At 73.5% G+C, this 13,565-nt stretch carries 11 protein-coding genes; 4 read left to right on the top strand and 7 right to left on the bottom strand.

All coding sequences use genetic code 11. From position 1 onward, the window contains the following. Positions 1-223: 223 nt before the first annotated feature. The gene (locus tag HJG45_RS27450; protein ID WP_171617088.1) at positions 224-1,132 is read left to right on the top strand and encodes a DMT family transporter; all 909 of its coding nucleotides are present in this window, start codon (positions 224-226) and stop codon (positions 1,130-1,132) included. Between the two features lie 80 nt (positions 1,133-1,212). Here the strand turns inward: HJG45_RS27450 and HJG45_RS29585 are convergent, their stop codons facing one another. Then, positions 1,213-3,576 carry an ATP-binding protein gene (locus HJG45_RS29585; protein ID WP_171617086.1) on the bottom strand — a complete coding sequence of 788 codons (2,364 nt, stop codon included), beginning with the start codon at positions 3,574-3,576 and terminating at the stop codon, positions 1,213-1,215. 366 nt (positions 3,577-3,942) lie between these two features. Here HJG45_RS29585 and HJG45_RS27440 point away from each other — a divergent pair, with 366 nt between their 5' ends. Further along, on the top strand, positions 3,943-4,701 hold the full coding sequence (locus HJG45_RS27440; RefSeq protein ID WP_368040690.1) for a metal ABC transporter ATP-binding protein: 759 nt from the start codon (positions 3,943-3,945) through the stop codon (positions 4,699-4,701). A 23-nt stretch (positions 4,702-4,724) separates the two neighbouring features. Next, entirely contained in the window at positions 4,725-5,591 is an 867-nt protein-coding gene (locus HJG45_RS27435) for a metal ABC transporter permease (RefSeq protein ID WP_171617096.1), read from the top strand. A 144-nt stretch (positions 5,592-5,735) separates the two neighbouring features. Here HJG45_RS27435 and HJG45_RS27430 read toward each other — a convergent pair whose 3' ends face one another. The 5 genes from HJG45_RS27430 to HJG45_RS27410 all read right to left on the bottom strand — a co-directional run bounded on the left by HJG45_RS27430 (position 5,736) and on the right by HJG45_RS27410 (position 12,281). Next, a complete protein-coding gene (locus tag HJG45_RS27430) occupies positions 5,736-7,910 on the bottom strand; it encodes a DUF2235 domain-containing protein (RefSeq protein WP_171617084.1) in 2,175 nt (724 codons plus the stop codon). 123 nt (positions 7,911-8,033) lie between these two features. Then, positions 8,034-9,644, bottom strand: a complete 1,611-nt coding sequence (locus HJG45_RS27425) for an ABC transporter substrate-binding protein (protein WP_254452841.1) — start codon at positions 9,642-9,644, stop codon at positions 8,034-8,036. 16 nt (positions 9,645-9,660) lie between these two features. Continuing rightward, positions 9,661-10,491 (bottom strand): polysaccharide deacetylase, encoded by an 831-nt coding sequence (locus tag HJG45_RS27420; RefSeq protein ID WP_171617082.1) that lies wholly within the window; start codon positions 10,489-10,491, stop codon positions 9,661-9,663. Between the two features lie 39 nt (positions 10,492-10,530). Beyond that, a complete protein-coding gene (locus tag HJG45_RS27415; protein ID WP_171617080.1) occupies positions 10,531-11,304 on the bottom strand; it encodes an SDR family NAD(P)-dependent oxidoreductase in 774 nt (257 codons plus the stop codon). A 65-nt stretch (positions 11,305-11,369) separates the two neighbouring features. Then, positions 11,370-12,281: a DMT family transporter gene (locus HJG45_RS27410; protein ID WP_217363061.1), complete on the bottom strand. Its 912-nt coding sequence runs from the start codon at positions 12,279-12,281 to the stop codon at positions 11,370-11,372. Between the two features lie 136 nt (positions 12,282-12,417). On the opposite strand from HJG45_RS27410, the gene HJG45_RS27405 reads away from it, so the two are divergent. Next, positions 12,418-13,236, top strand: a complete 819-nt coding sequence (locus HJG45_RS27405; protein ID WP_171617076.1) for a metallophosphoesterase — start codon at positions 12,418-12,420, stop codon at positions 13,234-13,236. Between the two features lie 14 nt (positions 13,237-13,250). Here the strand turns inward: HJG45_RS27405 and HJG45_RS27400 are convergent, their stop codons facing one another. Then, positions 13,251-13,529, bottom strand: a complete 279-nt coding sequence (locus tag HJG45_RS27400) for a hypothetical protein (RefSeq protein WP_171617074.1) — start codon at positions 13,527-13,529, stop codon at positions 13,251-13,253. Between the last annotated feature and the right edge of the window lie 36 nt (positions 13,530-13,565).

Raw genomic sequence — 13,565 nt, 5'->3', positions numbered from 1 at the left:
GCCTGCCGGCCGTGCGCCGCGCCATTATGGCGCGGCTGCTCGCTGAGCTTGTCCCACCGATCTGCTGTCCGCATTGCCGACGCCGGTTCCGACCGCCACCAGATCGAATACTGCCCAGGTAGTGCTAGAGCAGATCGGCCGAGGGTAAAATCGCCCGTCGCCGGGGCGGGCGGGCCGGGCGGGCCGGGCGGGGAAGACGGGGAACGGGGCAGGGACCGAGGAGATGCCGATATCCACCGCCCTGCCTGCCGCGGCGGAGGCCGCCGCCCGTCGCCATGCCATCCTGATGATCCTCGGCGCCGCCGGCCTGTTCTCCCTGGCCGGGGCGCTGGTGAAGGCGCTGGAGGGCGCGGTGCCGCTGGCGCAGGTGGTGCTCTGCCGCAACCTCTTCGCCATCCCGGCCCTGCTGCCGCTGCTCTGGCGGGCCGGCGGGCTGGCGGCGCTGCGCAGCCGCCATCCCGGCCTGCATGCGGTGCGGCTGGCCGGCGGGCTGCTCGGCATGGTGGGCGCCTTCTACGGCTATGCGGTGCTGCCGCTGGCGACGGTGACGGCGCTCGGCTTCACCATGCCGCTCTTCCTCACCCTGCTCTCCATCCCGCTGCTCGGCGAGCGGGTCGGGCCGCGGCGCGGCGCGGCGGTGCTGGCCGGCTTCGGCGGCGTCCTGCTGATGACGCTGCCCGGCGGCGCGGCGGGGGCGAACCTCGCCGGCCTCGCCATGGTGCTGCTCGGCGCGGTCGGCTGGGCCCTGGCCATGATCACCATCCGGCGGATGGGCGATGCGGGGGAGGCGAATGTCACCATCGTGCTCTGGTTCGCCCTCGGCGCCACGCTGGTCTCGGGCCTGGTCAGCCTGCCCGGCTGGGTGCCGCCGCGGCCGGGGCAATGGGGGCTGCTGGTCGCCATCGGCCTGGTCTCCGCCCTGGCGCAGGTGATGATGACGGAGGCCTATCGCCGGGGCGAGGCGACGCTGCTGGCGCCCTTCGAATACTCGGCGATCCTCTGGACCACCGCCTTCGGGGCGCTGGTCTGGGCGGAGCTGCCGGATGGCTGGGACCTGCTCGGCATGGCGGTGCTGGTGGCGAGCGGCCTGCTGATCTGGCACCGCGAGGTGACGCTCGGGCTGCGGCGGTGAGACGCCGCGGCCCCCGCGATCCGCTCACACAAGGTCGTGGATCATGGCCCAGGCCGTTGTTTGATCGCGTGAGTCACGCTTTAGCCGACCGCGGCCATCAGCGCGGCGACCTGGTCGGTGAGCTGGCTGCCGGTGACCGGCTTGCGCAGCAGGGTGAAGCCGCCATCCACCTCCTGCCCGACCGCGAGCGCGGCGGCGTCGCCGGCATAGCCGGTGACCAGGATGGCGGGCAGGCCGGGGCGCAGCTTGCGGGCCTCGCGGATCAGGGTGACGCCGTCGATCCCCTCCATGGCCAGGTCGGAGACCAGCAGGTCGAAGCCCGGCTCCCGCGCCAGCCAGTCCAACGCCGCCGCGCCATCCGCCGCATCGGTCACCTGGTAGCCGGCATCGGCGAGCTGCCCGGCCAGCACCTCCCGCACCACCGGCTCGTCATCGACGAGGAGGATGCGGCCGGAGCGCGCCGCCGGGCGGGCCGGCCGGCTGGCCGGCGCCGGTTTCGCCACCGCCTCCTCGCCGATGGCCGGCAGCCAGAGCGAGATCCGCGTGCCCTGGCCCACATGGCTCTCGATCGTCATCCGGCCGCCCGAGCCCTCGGCGAAGCTGCGGGCCATGGCGAGGCCGAGGCCGGTGCCGCGGCCGACCGGCTTGGTGGTGAAGAAGGGCTCGCCGGCGCGGGCCAGGGTCTCGGCGCTCATGCCGATGCCGGTATCGGCGACCGTGAGCTGGATGTAGCGCCCGGGCGCCAGGCCGGGGGCCAGCCCCTCCTGCCGCCCCGAGGGCGCGTCGACCGGCCGCGCCGAGAGGGTCAGCCGGCCGCCATTCTCCATGGCGTCGCGCGCATTGGTGGCGAGGTTGACCAGCACCGTCTCGAGCTGGCCGCGATCGGCGAAGACCGCCGGCAGCGCCGCCGGCGCCTCGATCTCGACCCGGATCCGGGCGCCAAGGGTTGCCGCCAGCACCTCGCGCAGGCCGACCAGCAGCGCCCCGACATCGAGCCGGTCGGCGCGCAGCTCCTCGCGGCGGGAGAAGGCGAGGAGGCGGCGGGTGATGGACTGGCCGCGCTTCGCGGCCTCCTCGACCATGCCGGTGAGGCGCGCCACCGCCGCCGGATCGCCGGCGCGCCGGGCGATGAGCGCGACGCCGCCGAGGACCGCCTGCAGCACGTTGTTGAAGTCATGCGCGATGCCGCCGGCGAGCTGGCCGACGGCCTGCAGCTTCTGCGCCTGCAGCAGCGCCGCCTCGGTGTTGCGGCGCTCCTGGATCTCGGCCTCGAGCCGGGCATGCGAGTCCTGCAGCGCCCGGGTGCGGTCGGTGACGTGGCGCTCGAGCGATTGCGCGTGCTGGCGCAGCTCGTCCTCGCGCTGCTGCAGCGCCGCGGCCATGGCGTTGAAGGCGCCGGCGAGCTGGCCGAATTCCGAGCGGCCATCGGCGCCCGGGGCGCGCGCCATCAGGTCGCCGGCGCGCCAGCGGCGGGCGGCGGCCAGCAGGGCCTCGGTCGGGCGGGCGATGAAGCGCCGCGCGACCAGCAGCGTCATCCCGAGGGCCAGCATGCTGCCGCCGAGGGTGATGAGCAGGCCGCGCAGCAGGGCGCGGCGGATGTCGAAGAGCAGCGCCTGCTCGTCGAAGCCGACCAGCGCGGCGACGCCGGAATGCGCCGGCGTCGGCGGCACGTAGCCGACCAGCCGGTCGACGCCGTCGATCCCCGCCATGCGGATCGTGCCGGGCCGCTGCTCCTGCAACAGCGGCAGGGCCGCCGGCGGCACGCGCTGCCCGACGAACTCGGCATGCCGGACGTCCCGCGCCAGGACGGTCCCGTCGGAATCGACCAGGGAGAGGATGCTGGCGCCGACGAAGGGCGAGTTGTCGCGCTTCATGCGCTGCAGCGCCTGCTCCAGCCAGCCGAGCTCGAGCGCCGCCACCAGTGTGCCGCCGGCCGATCGGGCGGTCTCGACCGGCAGGTAGAAGGGCAGCACGCCCTCGGGCGCGTTGGCGGTGACGGTGTGCTGGCCGGCCCGGAAGGTCTGCGCCCGCCGCGCCGCAGCGACCCAGTCCGCCTCGGCATCGAGATGCGCCAAGTTGTTGTCCGAGGCGCAGGCGACGTGGCCGGAACGGTCGATGAAGGCGATGAAGGCGTAGCCCGGCGCATGCCGGCGCAGGCGGGCGAGCTGCTCGCCGCAATCCGGCGCGAGCTGGCGCACCGCCTCGCTCTCCGTCGCCGCGCCGAGCAGGATGCGCGCCCCCTGGGCGATGCCGTCGAGGTTGCCGGCGAGCAGCTGCGCCTGCTGGATCGCGAGCCCGCCGAGCTGCGCCTTGCGCTCGGACCACTGACTCCAGGCGATGGCGAGCTGCATGGCGAAGACGGGCAGCAGCGAGGTGGCGATGATGAGGACGAGGCGCGTCGAGAGGCGCATGCTCGCCGGCCGCCGGCTGGGCGCGCCGGTCACGCGGCGCAGCATCCCTTCGGCGCGTTGCTGGCGAGGGGCGGTGAACGCCTGACGCATGACCTGCCAAGGCTCTAAAGTGAAACGTCGCGGCAGCGGCGGAGCGGACGGGGTGGGTCAGCTTCACGGCACCGAGAGCAACCGCTAACCGATGCGACCGCCCTTGTCATCCCTTCCGCGCAGAACCGGCCACGCATGGCCAACATGCCAGGCCGGCTTGCCATGCGGCCGGGCGGTGTTATGTGATAACGTCATGCGCCTCAGCCTTCCCGATCCGCTCGCCCTGTCCTCGGGCGCCGGCGCCCGCCTGATCCTGGCGGCGGCGCTGGCGGCCGGGCTCTGGGCTGCCGTCCTCTGGGCGCTGCTGCCGTGAGCCGCCCGTCCGGGATCCACCCGCCCGAGATCCGCCTGACCGACCTCACCGTCTCCTATGGAAGGCGGCCGGCAGTGCATCATCTCTCCGGCCGCTTCGCACCGGGCAGCCTCACCGCCGTGGTCGGGCCGAACGGCGCCGGTAAGTCCACCCTGCTGCGCACCCTGGCCGGGCTGCAGCGGCCGGAGGCCGGCCGGGTTGAGGGCGCGGCGGGGCAGGTGGCGCTGCTGCCGCAGGCCGTGGCGCTGGACCGGGCCTTCCCCGTCAGCTGCCTCGACCTCGTGCTCTTCGGCCTCTGGGGCGAGAGCGGCGCCTTCCGCGCCATCACCCGCGCCGGCCATGAGCGGGCGCGCGCGGCGCTGGCGGCGGTCGGGCTCGCCGGGTTCGAGGCGAGGCCGATCGGCAGCCTCTCGACGGGGCAGTTCCAGCGCGTGCTCTTCGCCCGGCTGCTGCTGCAGGACGCGCCGGTGATCCTGCTGGACGAGCCCTTCAACGCGCTCGACGCGCGTACCGCCGCCGACCTGCTCGCCATGGTGCATTGCTGGCATGGCGAGGGCCGCACCGTCATCGCGGTGCTGCACGACCTGGAGCTGGTCCGGCGCGAATTCCCGGAGGCCCTGCTGCTCGCCCGCGACTGCCTCGGCTGGGGGCCGACCGAGGAGGCGCTGAGCGCCGCCAACCGGCTGCGCGCCCGCATGATGGCCGAGGCCTGGGCGGCCGGGCCCGAGACCTGCCAGCGGCGGGACGCAGCCTGATCCTGCACGGGCTTTTCGACGGGCTGGTCGCCTCGCTCCTGGGGCCCTTCCAGGAATTCGGCTTCCTGCGCCGGGCGCTGGTGGGCTGCCTGGCGCTCGCCCTGGCGGCGCCGCCGCTCGGCGTCTTCCTGATGCTGCGGCGGATGAGCCTGACCGCCGATGTCCTCGGCCACGGCATCCTGCCCGGCGTCGCGGCCGGCTTCCTCCTCGCCGGCCTTTCCCTGCCGGCGATGGCGCTCGGCGGCGCCGTGGCGGGGCTGGTGGTCGCGGTCGGCGCCGGGGCGCTGTCGCGGGCCACGGGGGGGCGGGAGGATGCCTCCCTGGCGGCGCTCTACCTCGTCGCCCTCGCCCTCGGCGTGGCGCTGGTCTCCTGGCGCGGCGGCGCGGTGGAGCTCACCAACCTGCTCTTCGGCAGCGTGCTCGGCGTCGACGACGCGGCGCTGCTGCTCATGGCCGGCACGGCGACGCTCACCCTCGGGGTGCTGGCCCTGGCCTGGCGGCCGCTGGTGCTGGAATGCCTCGATCCCGGCTTCGCCCGCGCGGTCGGGGCGGGTGGCGCCTGGTGGCACATGGCCTTCCTCGCCCTGGTCGTGCTGAACCTCATCGCCGCCTTCCAGGCGCTGGGCACGCTGATGTCGGTCGGGCTGATGATGCTGCCGGCGATCGCCGCCCGGCATTGGGCGCGGCGGGTCGGCGGCATCGTCTATGCGGCGGTCGCCCTCGCCGCGCTGAGCGCCTGGGCCGGGCTGCTCCTCTCCTTCCATGCCGATGTGCCGAGCGGGCCGGCCGTGGTGCTCGCGGCCGGCCTCGCCTGGCTGGTCTCGGTGCTAGCCGGGCCGGTGGACGGGCTGCTGGCGCGGCTCTGGCGGCGGCCGCATCTGGCGGGGTGATTCAATCCCCGCAAAGCCGCTGCGCGGCTTTGCGGGGGCCCAATGAATTCCCCTCCTGCCCAAGGGGCGTCACAGCCTGCCGAGGCGAAGCCTCGGCAGAGCAACGGGTAGTGACGGTTCTGACAGGCGCTTCAGGTGGCGGGGTCAGCGGAGGCGGCGCAGCGTCACGCTGGCCCGGTCGCCATCCCCTGATGATGAATCCCCCAGGCGGAAGCCGAAGGGCAGCAGGCCGTTCAGGAAAAGGTGGAATTCGCCGCTCCGCGGCGCGGTGAAGCGGGCGATGAAGGGCGGGTCGGCGGCCTCGGCATCGCCGGCGACCGGGCGCAGCGCCCATTCCGCCTCGCCGCCGCGGCCGACCCGGCCGATGGGCTGGCCCCAGCCGGCGCTCCACCAGCGCCGCCAGGGCAGGCGCAGGACCTCCCGGAGCCCGCCGCCCGGGCCGGCACCGGTCCGGGCGGCCACATGCCCCGGCGTGATCTCGATGCGGTAGCGGCCGCCGGCGACCAGGCCGAGGCCGCTCGCCCAGCAGGGGTCGCCGGCGGCGAAGCCCTCGCGCATGCCGCTCTCGCCGGGCCGCAGGGTGACGACCGCCGCAGAGGGGGTGCAGAGCCCGCCCCATTCGCTGCGCAGCGCCACGCCGACCGGGTGCAGCAGCACCAGCGCCGCCAGCAGCAGCGCGCCGAGCAACCCGGCCGGCAGCAGCACGCCGCCGCCGAGGCGCCTGAGCCCGGGCGACTCGCCGAGGCGCGCGAGGCGCGCGGCGATGCCGATGGCGAGGCGGGAGACCGGCGGCGGCGCCGGCGTGATGGGCCCGTGATGCCAGCGATGGCGGGCGAGGGCGGCGATGCGATCGCGCAGCCTGCCGCTCCGGTGGATGAGGCCGAGCACCAGCAGGCCGAGCAGCAGCGAGGGCAGGGGATGCGCCGCCAGCCGGTGCAGCCAGCCCTCGAGCGGGGCCGGCAGGACCGCCCCCAGCGCCAGGATCGCCGGTCCCAGCAGCACCGAGACCGTGCCGTCGAGCCTGGCATAGACTCCGTCGCCGCCGACCGGGTCGGCGAGGAAGGGGACAAGGAGGGCGGCGAGGCTCGCCGGTGCCATCAGCCAATAGGTGACGCGCCGCCACCAGATGAGCGCCGCCATGCCGGCGGCGCCGGTCGCGTCATCGGCGCCGGCCGCCGCGCCCTTCCCGTGCGGCACCGCCTTGGGCGGCAGCGCGACGGGGGCATAGGCATCGGTGCCGTCGGCGATCTTCCTGCGCACGGAGGGATGCACCCCCGGCGACTCCGGGCCCGCCGGCCCGTCGCGCCGCACATGGCGCGGCGCGTAGCGATAGAAGATGCCGAGGCCGGCGCGGGAATCATGGCAGGCCCCGAAGGGCGAGGCGGTGGTGCGGCCCTGGGCCAGCGCCTCGCGATCGAAGCGGAGGCCCGCCGCCTCGGCCTCCTCGGCCATCCAGCCGAGCGGCACCCCGGCGAGCGAATCGTCGGGATAGCCACCGCCGACATCGGAATGCACGCCAGCGAACCAGAGCTCGCGGATGCGCCCCGAATCCTCCGCGTCGCGGTGGCGGAACAGCACCGGGTGGAAGGTCAGCCGCTCGTCGTCGAGCGAGAGCGCGTGCCGCGCCGCCGCGACCAGCGGCGAGAGGCGGCGGTTGCGGAAGGAGAGCGGCCAGACGGCCTGGTCGATCGCCGTCCGCAGCAGGCCGATCGGGACGCCATAGGCCTCCACCGTGTCGAACAGGCCGAGGAAGCGGATGCCGGGCCTGATCGCCTCGGGCTGGCGGGCCGCGAGCACCGCGCGATAGGGGCGGTGCCGGAACGCGCCGTGCCAGGCCCAGAGCAGCGCATCCCGCAGCAGCCGGGCGGCGGCGACGGTCGGCCAGCTCCGCTGCCAGGAGGCGCCGTGGGCGCGGTAGGCGCGCCAGGCCGCCATGGCGTTGCGCTTCATCTCGGCCCGCGTCACCGGCCGGCCGTCGATCTCGCGGGGCATCAGCCCCTGGCTGTCGATGAGGCCGATCAGGCTGCGGATGGTGAAGGCGCCGCGGCTGAAGCCAAAGGCCCAGATCTCGTCGCCGGGGCGCCAGTTGTAGCTGAGGAAGCGATAGAGTTCGCGGATATTGCCGGGCACGCCGAAGCCGGTCGCGCCGTCGAGCAGCGCCAGGGGGCGGAAGCCGCTGGTGCCGACGCCCTTGATGTAGCGAGCGATCTGCGCGCCGTCGCCGCGGTCCAGCGCCTGGTAGAGGCGCCAGACATTGGATTCGCGGAGGGCATAGGCATTGCCGGTGCCATCGGCGAAGACGACGAGCCTGCGTGCCATGCCGCCCTCTCCCCAGGGCCCGCGACGGTGCCGGGACGGGCGGTCATCAACAAGTGCGCCGCCGCACGCCGCGGGCCAGCCGGCGCGGATCGGATGGAAGCGCCCGGCCGGCCGGGCGATGCGCTATTTCGCCCGCTCGATGTTCCAGAGCACCGGGAAGCCGAAATCAATCACGCCCTTCAGCTCGGCGCGCCAGACCGCGGGGCTGCGGAACTGGCCGGTGATCGGGAAGGTGACGTTCTCGATCGCCAGCCGCTGCAGCTCGGCGGCCAGCGCCGTGCGCTTCGCCGGGTCGCTCTCCGCCACATAGGCATCGAGGACGGGCTTCATCGCCTCGACGCAATAGCCCCAGGGCTGGTTGCCGGAGCAGTTGTAGCCGATGCCGACATTCGACAGCGGATCGGCGAGGTCGAAGCCGGTATAGACCACCGGCACCAGGTTCCAGCCGCCGCGCTCGACCGGCTCGCGCCCCACCCAGCGGGCGGCGATGGAGGACCAGTCGGCGGCCTGGACATCGAGGTTGAAGCCGGCGCGCTTCAGCCGGTCGATGATCACCAGCGCCGCCGGGTTGAGCAGCGCCGAATCGGCCGGCTGCAGCAGCACGATCGGCTCGTTCCGGTAGCCCGATTCCTTCAGCAGCGCGCGGGCGCGCTCGAGGCTGGGCTGGCGGATGATCTCGCCGCCGGCCTCGCTCGAATAGGGCGTGCCGCAGAGATAGATCGAGACGCAGTCGGGCGAGACCATGTCGTCCGGCAGGCCATAGGCCGCGACCACCTCGCTGCGGTCGAGCGCCGCCTGCAGCGCGCGGCGGAGCGCCAGGTTCCTGTCGAAGGGCGGCAGGTGATGGTTGATCGAGACGCCGTCCATCATCTGGCTGATGCCGCCCGCCTGCGAGATCACCAGGTTCCTGTCGCGGCGGAAGCGCGGCAGGTAGTCGAAGGGCGCGTATTCCAGGTAGTCGACCTCGCCCTGGGTGATGGCGGCGGCGCGGAGCGAGACATCCGACAGGGTGAGGAACTCGACCCGCTCGGCGAGGGGCCGCTTGCCGTCGGCGAGCCCGTCGGCCGGCTCCTCGCGCGGCTGGTAGGCCGGGTTGCGGCGGAAGACGGTGCGCTCGCCCGGAACCCATTCCTCCCTGGGGAAGAGGAAGGGGCCGCTGCCCATGATCTCCTTCACCGGCTGGGTCGGCGGCGTCGCCGCGGCGATGCGCGCCGGCATGATGAAGGGAACGTGCACGCTCGGCTTGCCGAGCGCCTCGATGACATGGCCGAAGGGCTGCTTCAGCACTAGCAGGAAGGTCCGCGGATCGACGACATCAAGATCCTGCGTCGCCGCCATCAGCCGGCGGCCGATGGCGTCGCGCTGGCCCCAGCGGCGGATCGAGGCCACGGCATCCTCGGCCGTCACCGCCGTGCCGTCATGGAAGGCGAGGCCGGGGCGCAGCCGGAAGGTCCAGCGCATGCGGTCCGGGCTCGCTTCCCAGGAGTCCAGCATCTGCGGGCGGTACTGGCCCTTGCCATCCATGGCGACGAGGGTGTCGAAGACCATGTAGGCGAAGTTGCGGGTGACGAAGCTCGGACTGGCGATCGGATCGAGATTCTGCAACCCGACATTGAGGAAGAGGCGGAGCGGCCGGTCCTGCGACCGGTCCTGGGGCTGGGCCCTGGCCGGTGCGGCGGGCAGCAGGGCGGCGAGGGCGAGGGCGGCGAGCAGGCCGCCGCGGCGGGGCGCCATGCGGCGCGGCATCCGCTCAGCGAGTTTCATGCTGCGCCGCCCAGGCCTCGGCGATCTCGCTGCAGGTGGCGAACCAGACGCCGGGAAATTCGCGGATCCAGGCGATCATCTCGCGCAGCAAGGCGATGCGGCTCGGCCGGCCGCTCACCTGCGGATGCATGACCAGGTTGTAGAGCCCGCCCCAGCGATGGATCTCCTGGAACTCGGCCTGGAAGATCTCGCGGATATGGCTGTTGGTGAAGATCGGCCGCGGCCCCTTGATGGAGAACAGCGCGTAGGGCGCGTCGTCGAGGCTCCAGTGCCAGGGCAGCTCGATCGGCCCCGGGCGGCCGTCCGGCATGCGGTGGCGATAGGGGTTGATGTCGTCGAGCAGCGAGGAATCGTAGAGGAAGCCGTGCTTGTCGAGCAGGCGGATCAGGTTGTCGCTGGTCTCGCCGGCCGGGGAGCGGTAGCCCTTCGGCGTGACGCCGAGCACCCGCTTCAGGCTGTCGAGCCCGCGCTCCATCTCCTCCACCTCCTTGTCGGGAAAGGCGGGGTCGATCCAGGCATGGGAGTAGCTGTGATGGCCGATCTCATGCCCGGCCTTCAGCACCATCTCGCAGCGGTCGGTGTGGTTCTCCACCGTCCAGCCGGGGATGAAGAAGGTGGCCGGGACGCCGGCACCCTGCAGCGTCTCGAGGATCTTCGGCACGCCCACCCTGGCGCCGTAGCGGCCCTGGCTGAGGATGCCGGGACGGCGGATGTTGTCCGGGTCGCGCGCCATCCAGAGCGTCTCGGCATCGAAGTCGAAGGTGAGCGCGACGGCCACCTGGGCGCCGTTCGGCCATCGCACGCGCATGTCGATCATCGCATTGTCCTCTCGTCCGGGCGGGCGAAGGCCGCCGGGTCAATCCTCCTCGCGCGGCAGGTGCCGGGCCGCGAGCCAGCCGCCATCGACGCCAATCACCTGGCCGGTGACGTAGGAGGCATCCTCCGAGGCGAGGAAGGCGATCACCGCGGCGACCTCCTCCGGCTTCGCGGCGCGGCGCAGCGGCGTCGGGGCGAGCACCGCGCGGCGGTAATAGGCATTCGCCAGATGGCCCTCGGTCATCGCCGTCTCGATGACGCCGGGCGCCACGGCATTCACCAGGATGCCCGCGGGGCCGAGCTCGGCGGCGAGCTGGCGCGTCATCTGCGCGATGCCGGCCTTGGCGACCGCATAGGCCGTCGTGCCCGGCACCCCGGCGAGGCCGAAGACGGAGGAGACCGAGACGATGCGCCCGCCCGGCCTCGGCAGGTGCGGCAGCGCCGCCCGGGTCACGCGCAGCACCGCGGTCAGGTTGGTGTCGATGAAGCGCTCGAGCAGCGCGTCGTCCGATTCAGCGAGCGGCCTGGAGCCGCCGATGCCGGCATTGTTGACCAGGATGTCGATGCGGCCGAAGGCGCCGAGGGCGGCGGCGACCAGCGCCGCCCCGGCATCGCGCGCGGCGAGGTCGAGGGCGAGGGATTCGGCGCCGATCGCCGCGGCCGTCTCGGCCACCGCCGGCAGCCGGTCGGCGAGCAGCACCCGCGCGCCCTCGGCCGCCAGCCGCGCCGCGGTCGCCGCGCCGATGCCGCGCGCGGCGCCGGTGACGATGGCGACCCGCCCGGCGAAGCGGCCGGCCTGTCCGCCCTGCTGCATCGCGCACCCCGCCTGTTGCATCGCGGCATGGTGCGGCGATCCCCGCGGGCCGACAAGCCCGCGCGTCAGCCAGCCCGGCCCTGCATCCGGCGTTCCCGCGCCCGCACGCGCTCGCGGTGCACGGTGTAGAGGCCGCTGGCGATGATGACCGCGGCGCCGAGCAGCGTGCCGCCATCCGGCACCGCGGCGAAGATCAGCCAGCCGAGCGTGGTCGAGAACAGCAGCTGCACATAGGAGAAGGGCGCGAGCACCGAGGCCGCGGCCTGCCGATAGGCGATGATGACGAGATACTGCCCGACCGAGGCGCAGGCGCCGTGCAGCAACCCGATCCCGAGCTCGGCGAGACCCACGGGCACGTAGACGAAGGGGACGAGCAGGCTGAGCACCGCGAAGCCGGTGCAGGCCGACCAGAGGACGGTGGTCTCCGTCAGGTCGCCCGCCCCCATGCGGCGGGTGATGACGATGGTCGCGGCCCAGCAGAGGGCGGAGGCGAGGGGGAAGACCGCGGCCATCTGGATCGCGCCGCTGCCGGGGCGGATGACGATCATCACCCCGATGAAGCCGACCAGCACCGCCGCCCAGCGGCGGATGCCCACCTTCTCGCCGAGGAAGAGGATGGAGAGCGCGGTGACGAAGCCGGGCGAGACATAGGTGATGGCCGTCGCCTCGGCGATCTGCAACTGCCCGAGCCCGGCGACGAAGAGCACCGCCGAGCCGACCAGGGTGAGGCCGCGCAGCAGCTGCAGGGGCAGGCGCTTCGGCCAGAGGCGCAGCGCGCGGCCGTGCCAGGCGAGGCCGAGCGCGAAGAGGACGAAGACGACGTAGCGGATCCAGGCGATCTCGACCGCCGGCAGGCCGTGCAGCCGCAGCAGCTTCGACATCGCGTCCGAGACGGAGAACAGGATGACCGAGGCGATGATCAGGAGGACGCCGCGCAGGACCCGCTCCGGGGCCGCGTCGGTGGTGGTCGCGCTCAAGCTGAGAGTCCCTGCTGGCCGAAAGCCATGCCGTGTCGTTCCACCCTGAATAGAGCATTCCCGACGAGTCGTCGCCGCTTCCGCATTCACAATCCGCGTCGGATGGCGTCTATCCTGACATCCCGGAGGGCGTCGCATGACCAGCATCCTGCAGATCACCGACCTGCATCTCTCGCCGCGCAGCGCCCTGTTCCGGCGGAACCTGGAGCTGATCGGCGACTGGGCGGCGGCGGCACGGCCGACGCTGATCGTGGCGACCGGCGATCTCTCGCTGGACGGGGCGGGCGGCGATGCCGATCTCGCCTTCGCCACCGGCCTGCTCCGCGTCCTGCCGGCGCCGGTGCTGATGCTGCCCGGCAACCACGATGTCGGCAGCGATCCGCGCACCATGCCGGCGCAGCCCGTCGATGCAGCCCGGCTGGCCCGCTTCCGCCGCCTCGCCGGCGAGGATCGTTGGCGGCGCGACCTGCCGGGCTGGCGGCTGGTCGGCCTCAACACCGAGATCATGGGCAGCGGCCTCGCCGAGGAGGCGGCTCAGGCGGAGTTCATCCGCGACGCCGTCGCCGGCCTCGGCGAGCGCCGGCTCGCGGTCTTCCTGCATACCCCCGCCTTCACCACCCGGCCCGACGATCCCGCCTTCGATTATTGGGCGGTCGCGCCGGAGGCACGGCCGGCACTGCAGCCGCTGCTCGGGCATCCGGCGCTGCGCCTGGTCGCCTCGGGGCATCTGCACCTGCAGCACGGCTTCCGGCTCGGCCCGGTGCGCTATGCCTGGGCGCCGCCGCTCTCCTTCGTCTGCGAGCCCGAAATGCAGCCCGGCATCCCGGGGGAGCGGCGGACCGGCGCGCTGCTGCACCAACTCGGCGAGGATGCGGCGGAGACCAGCCTCGTCACCCCCGAGGGGCTCGACTGCCATTGGCTGGCCGATGTGCGGGCGGAGACGCGGACGGGCTGATCCTGGTTGCTGCCCTACAGCCGCAGGCCGGCCGCGCCAGGGGCCGAGGCGCGGCGGCGGCGGCGCAGCGGCGCGGCGGCCGCCTCCTGGCCTGGTGGGGCGGGCAGCGGCATCCAGTAGGTCGGCTCGCTGTCGAGACGTGCGCCGCTATAGGCGGTGGCCCAGCCGCAGACGGCGTCCCAGAAGATCGCCACGACATCCTGCCGCCGGTCCGGTTCGGGTGGCGCCGGGAGATAGGCGAGGATCGTGCTGCCATCCCGCGGCGCGGAGGTGATCGGCTTCCAGGGCTCCATGGCGCGGCATTCCCTGTGGCTGAGGAGAGGGGAAGC

The sequence above is a fragment of the Roseicella sp. DB1501 genome (genome assembly GCF_013112485.1).
In the GTDB taxonomy this organism is placed as follows: domain Bacteria; phylum Pseudomonadota; class Alphaproteobacteria; order Acetobacterales; family Acetobacteraceae; genus Paracraurococcus.
The sequence above is the reverse complement of the archived record's forward strand: the minus strand, read 5'-3'. Positions and strand labels throughout refer to the sequence as shown.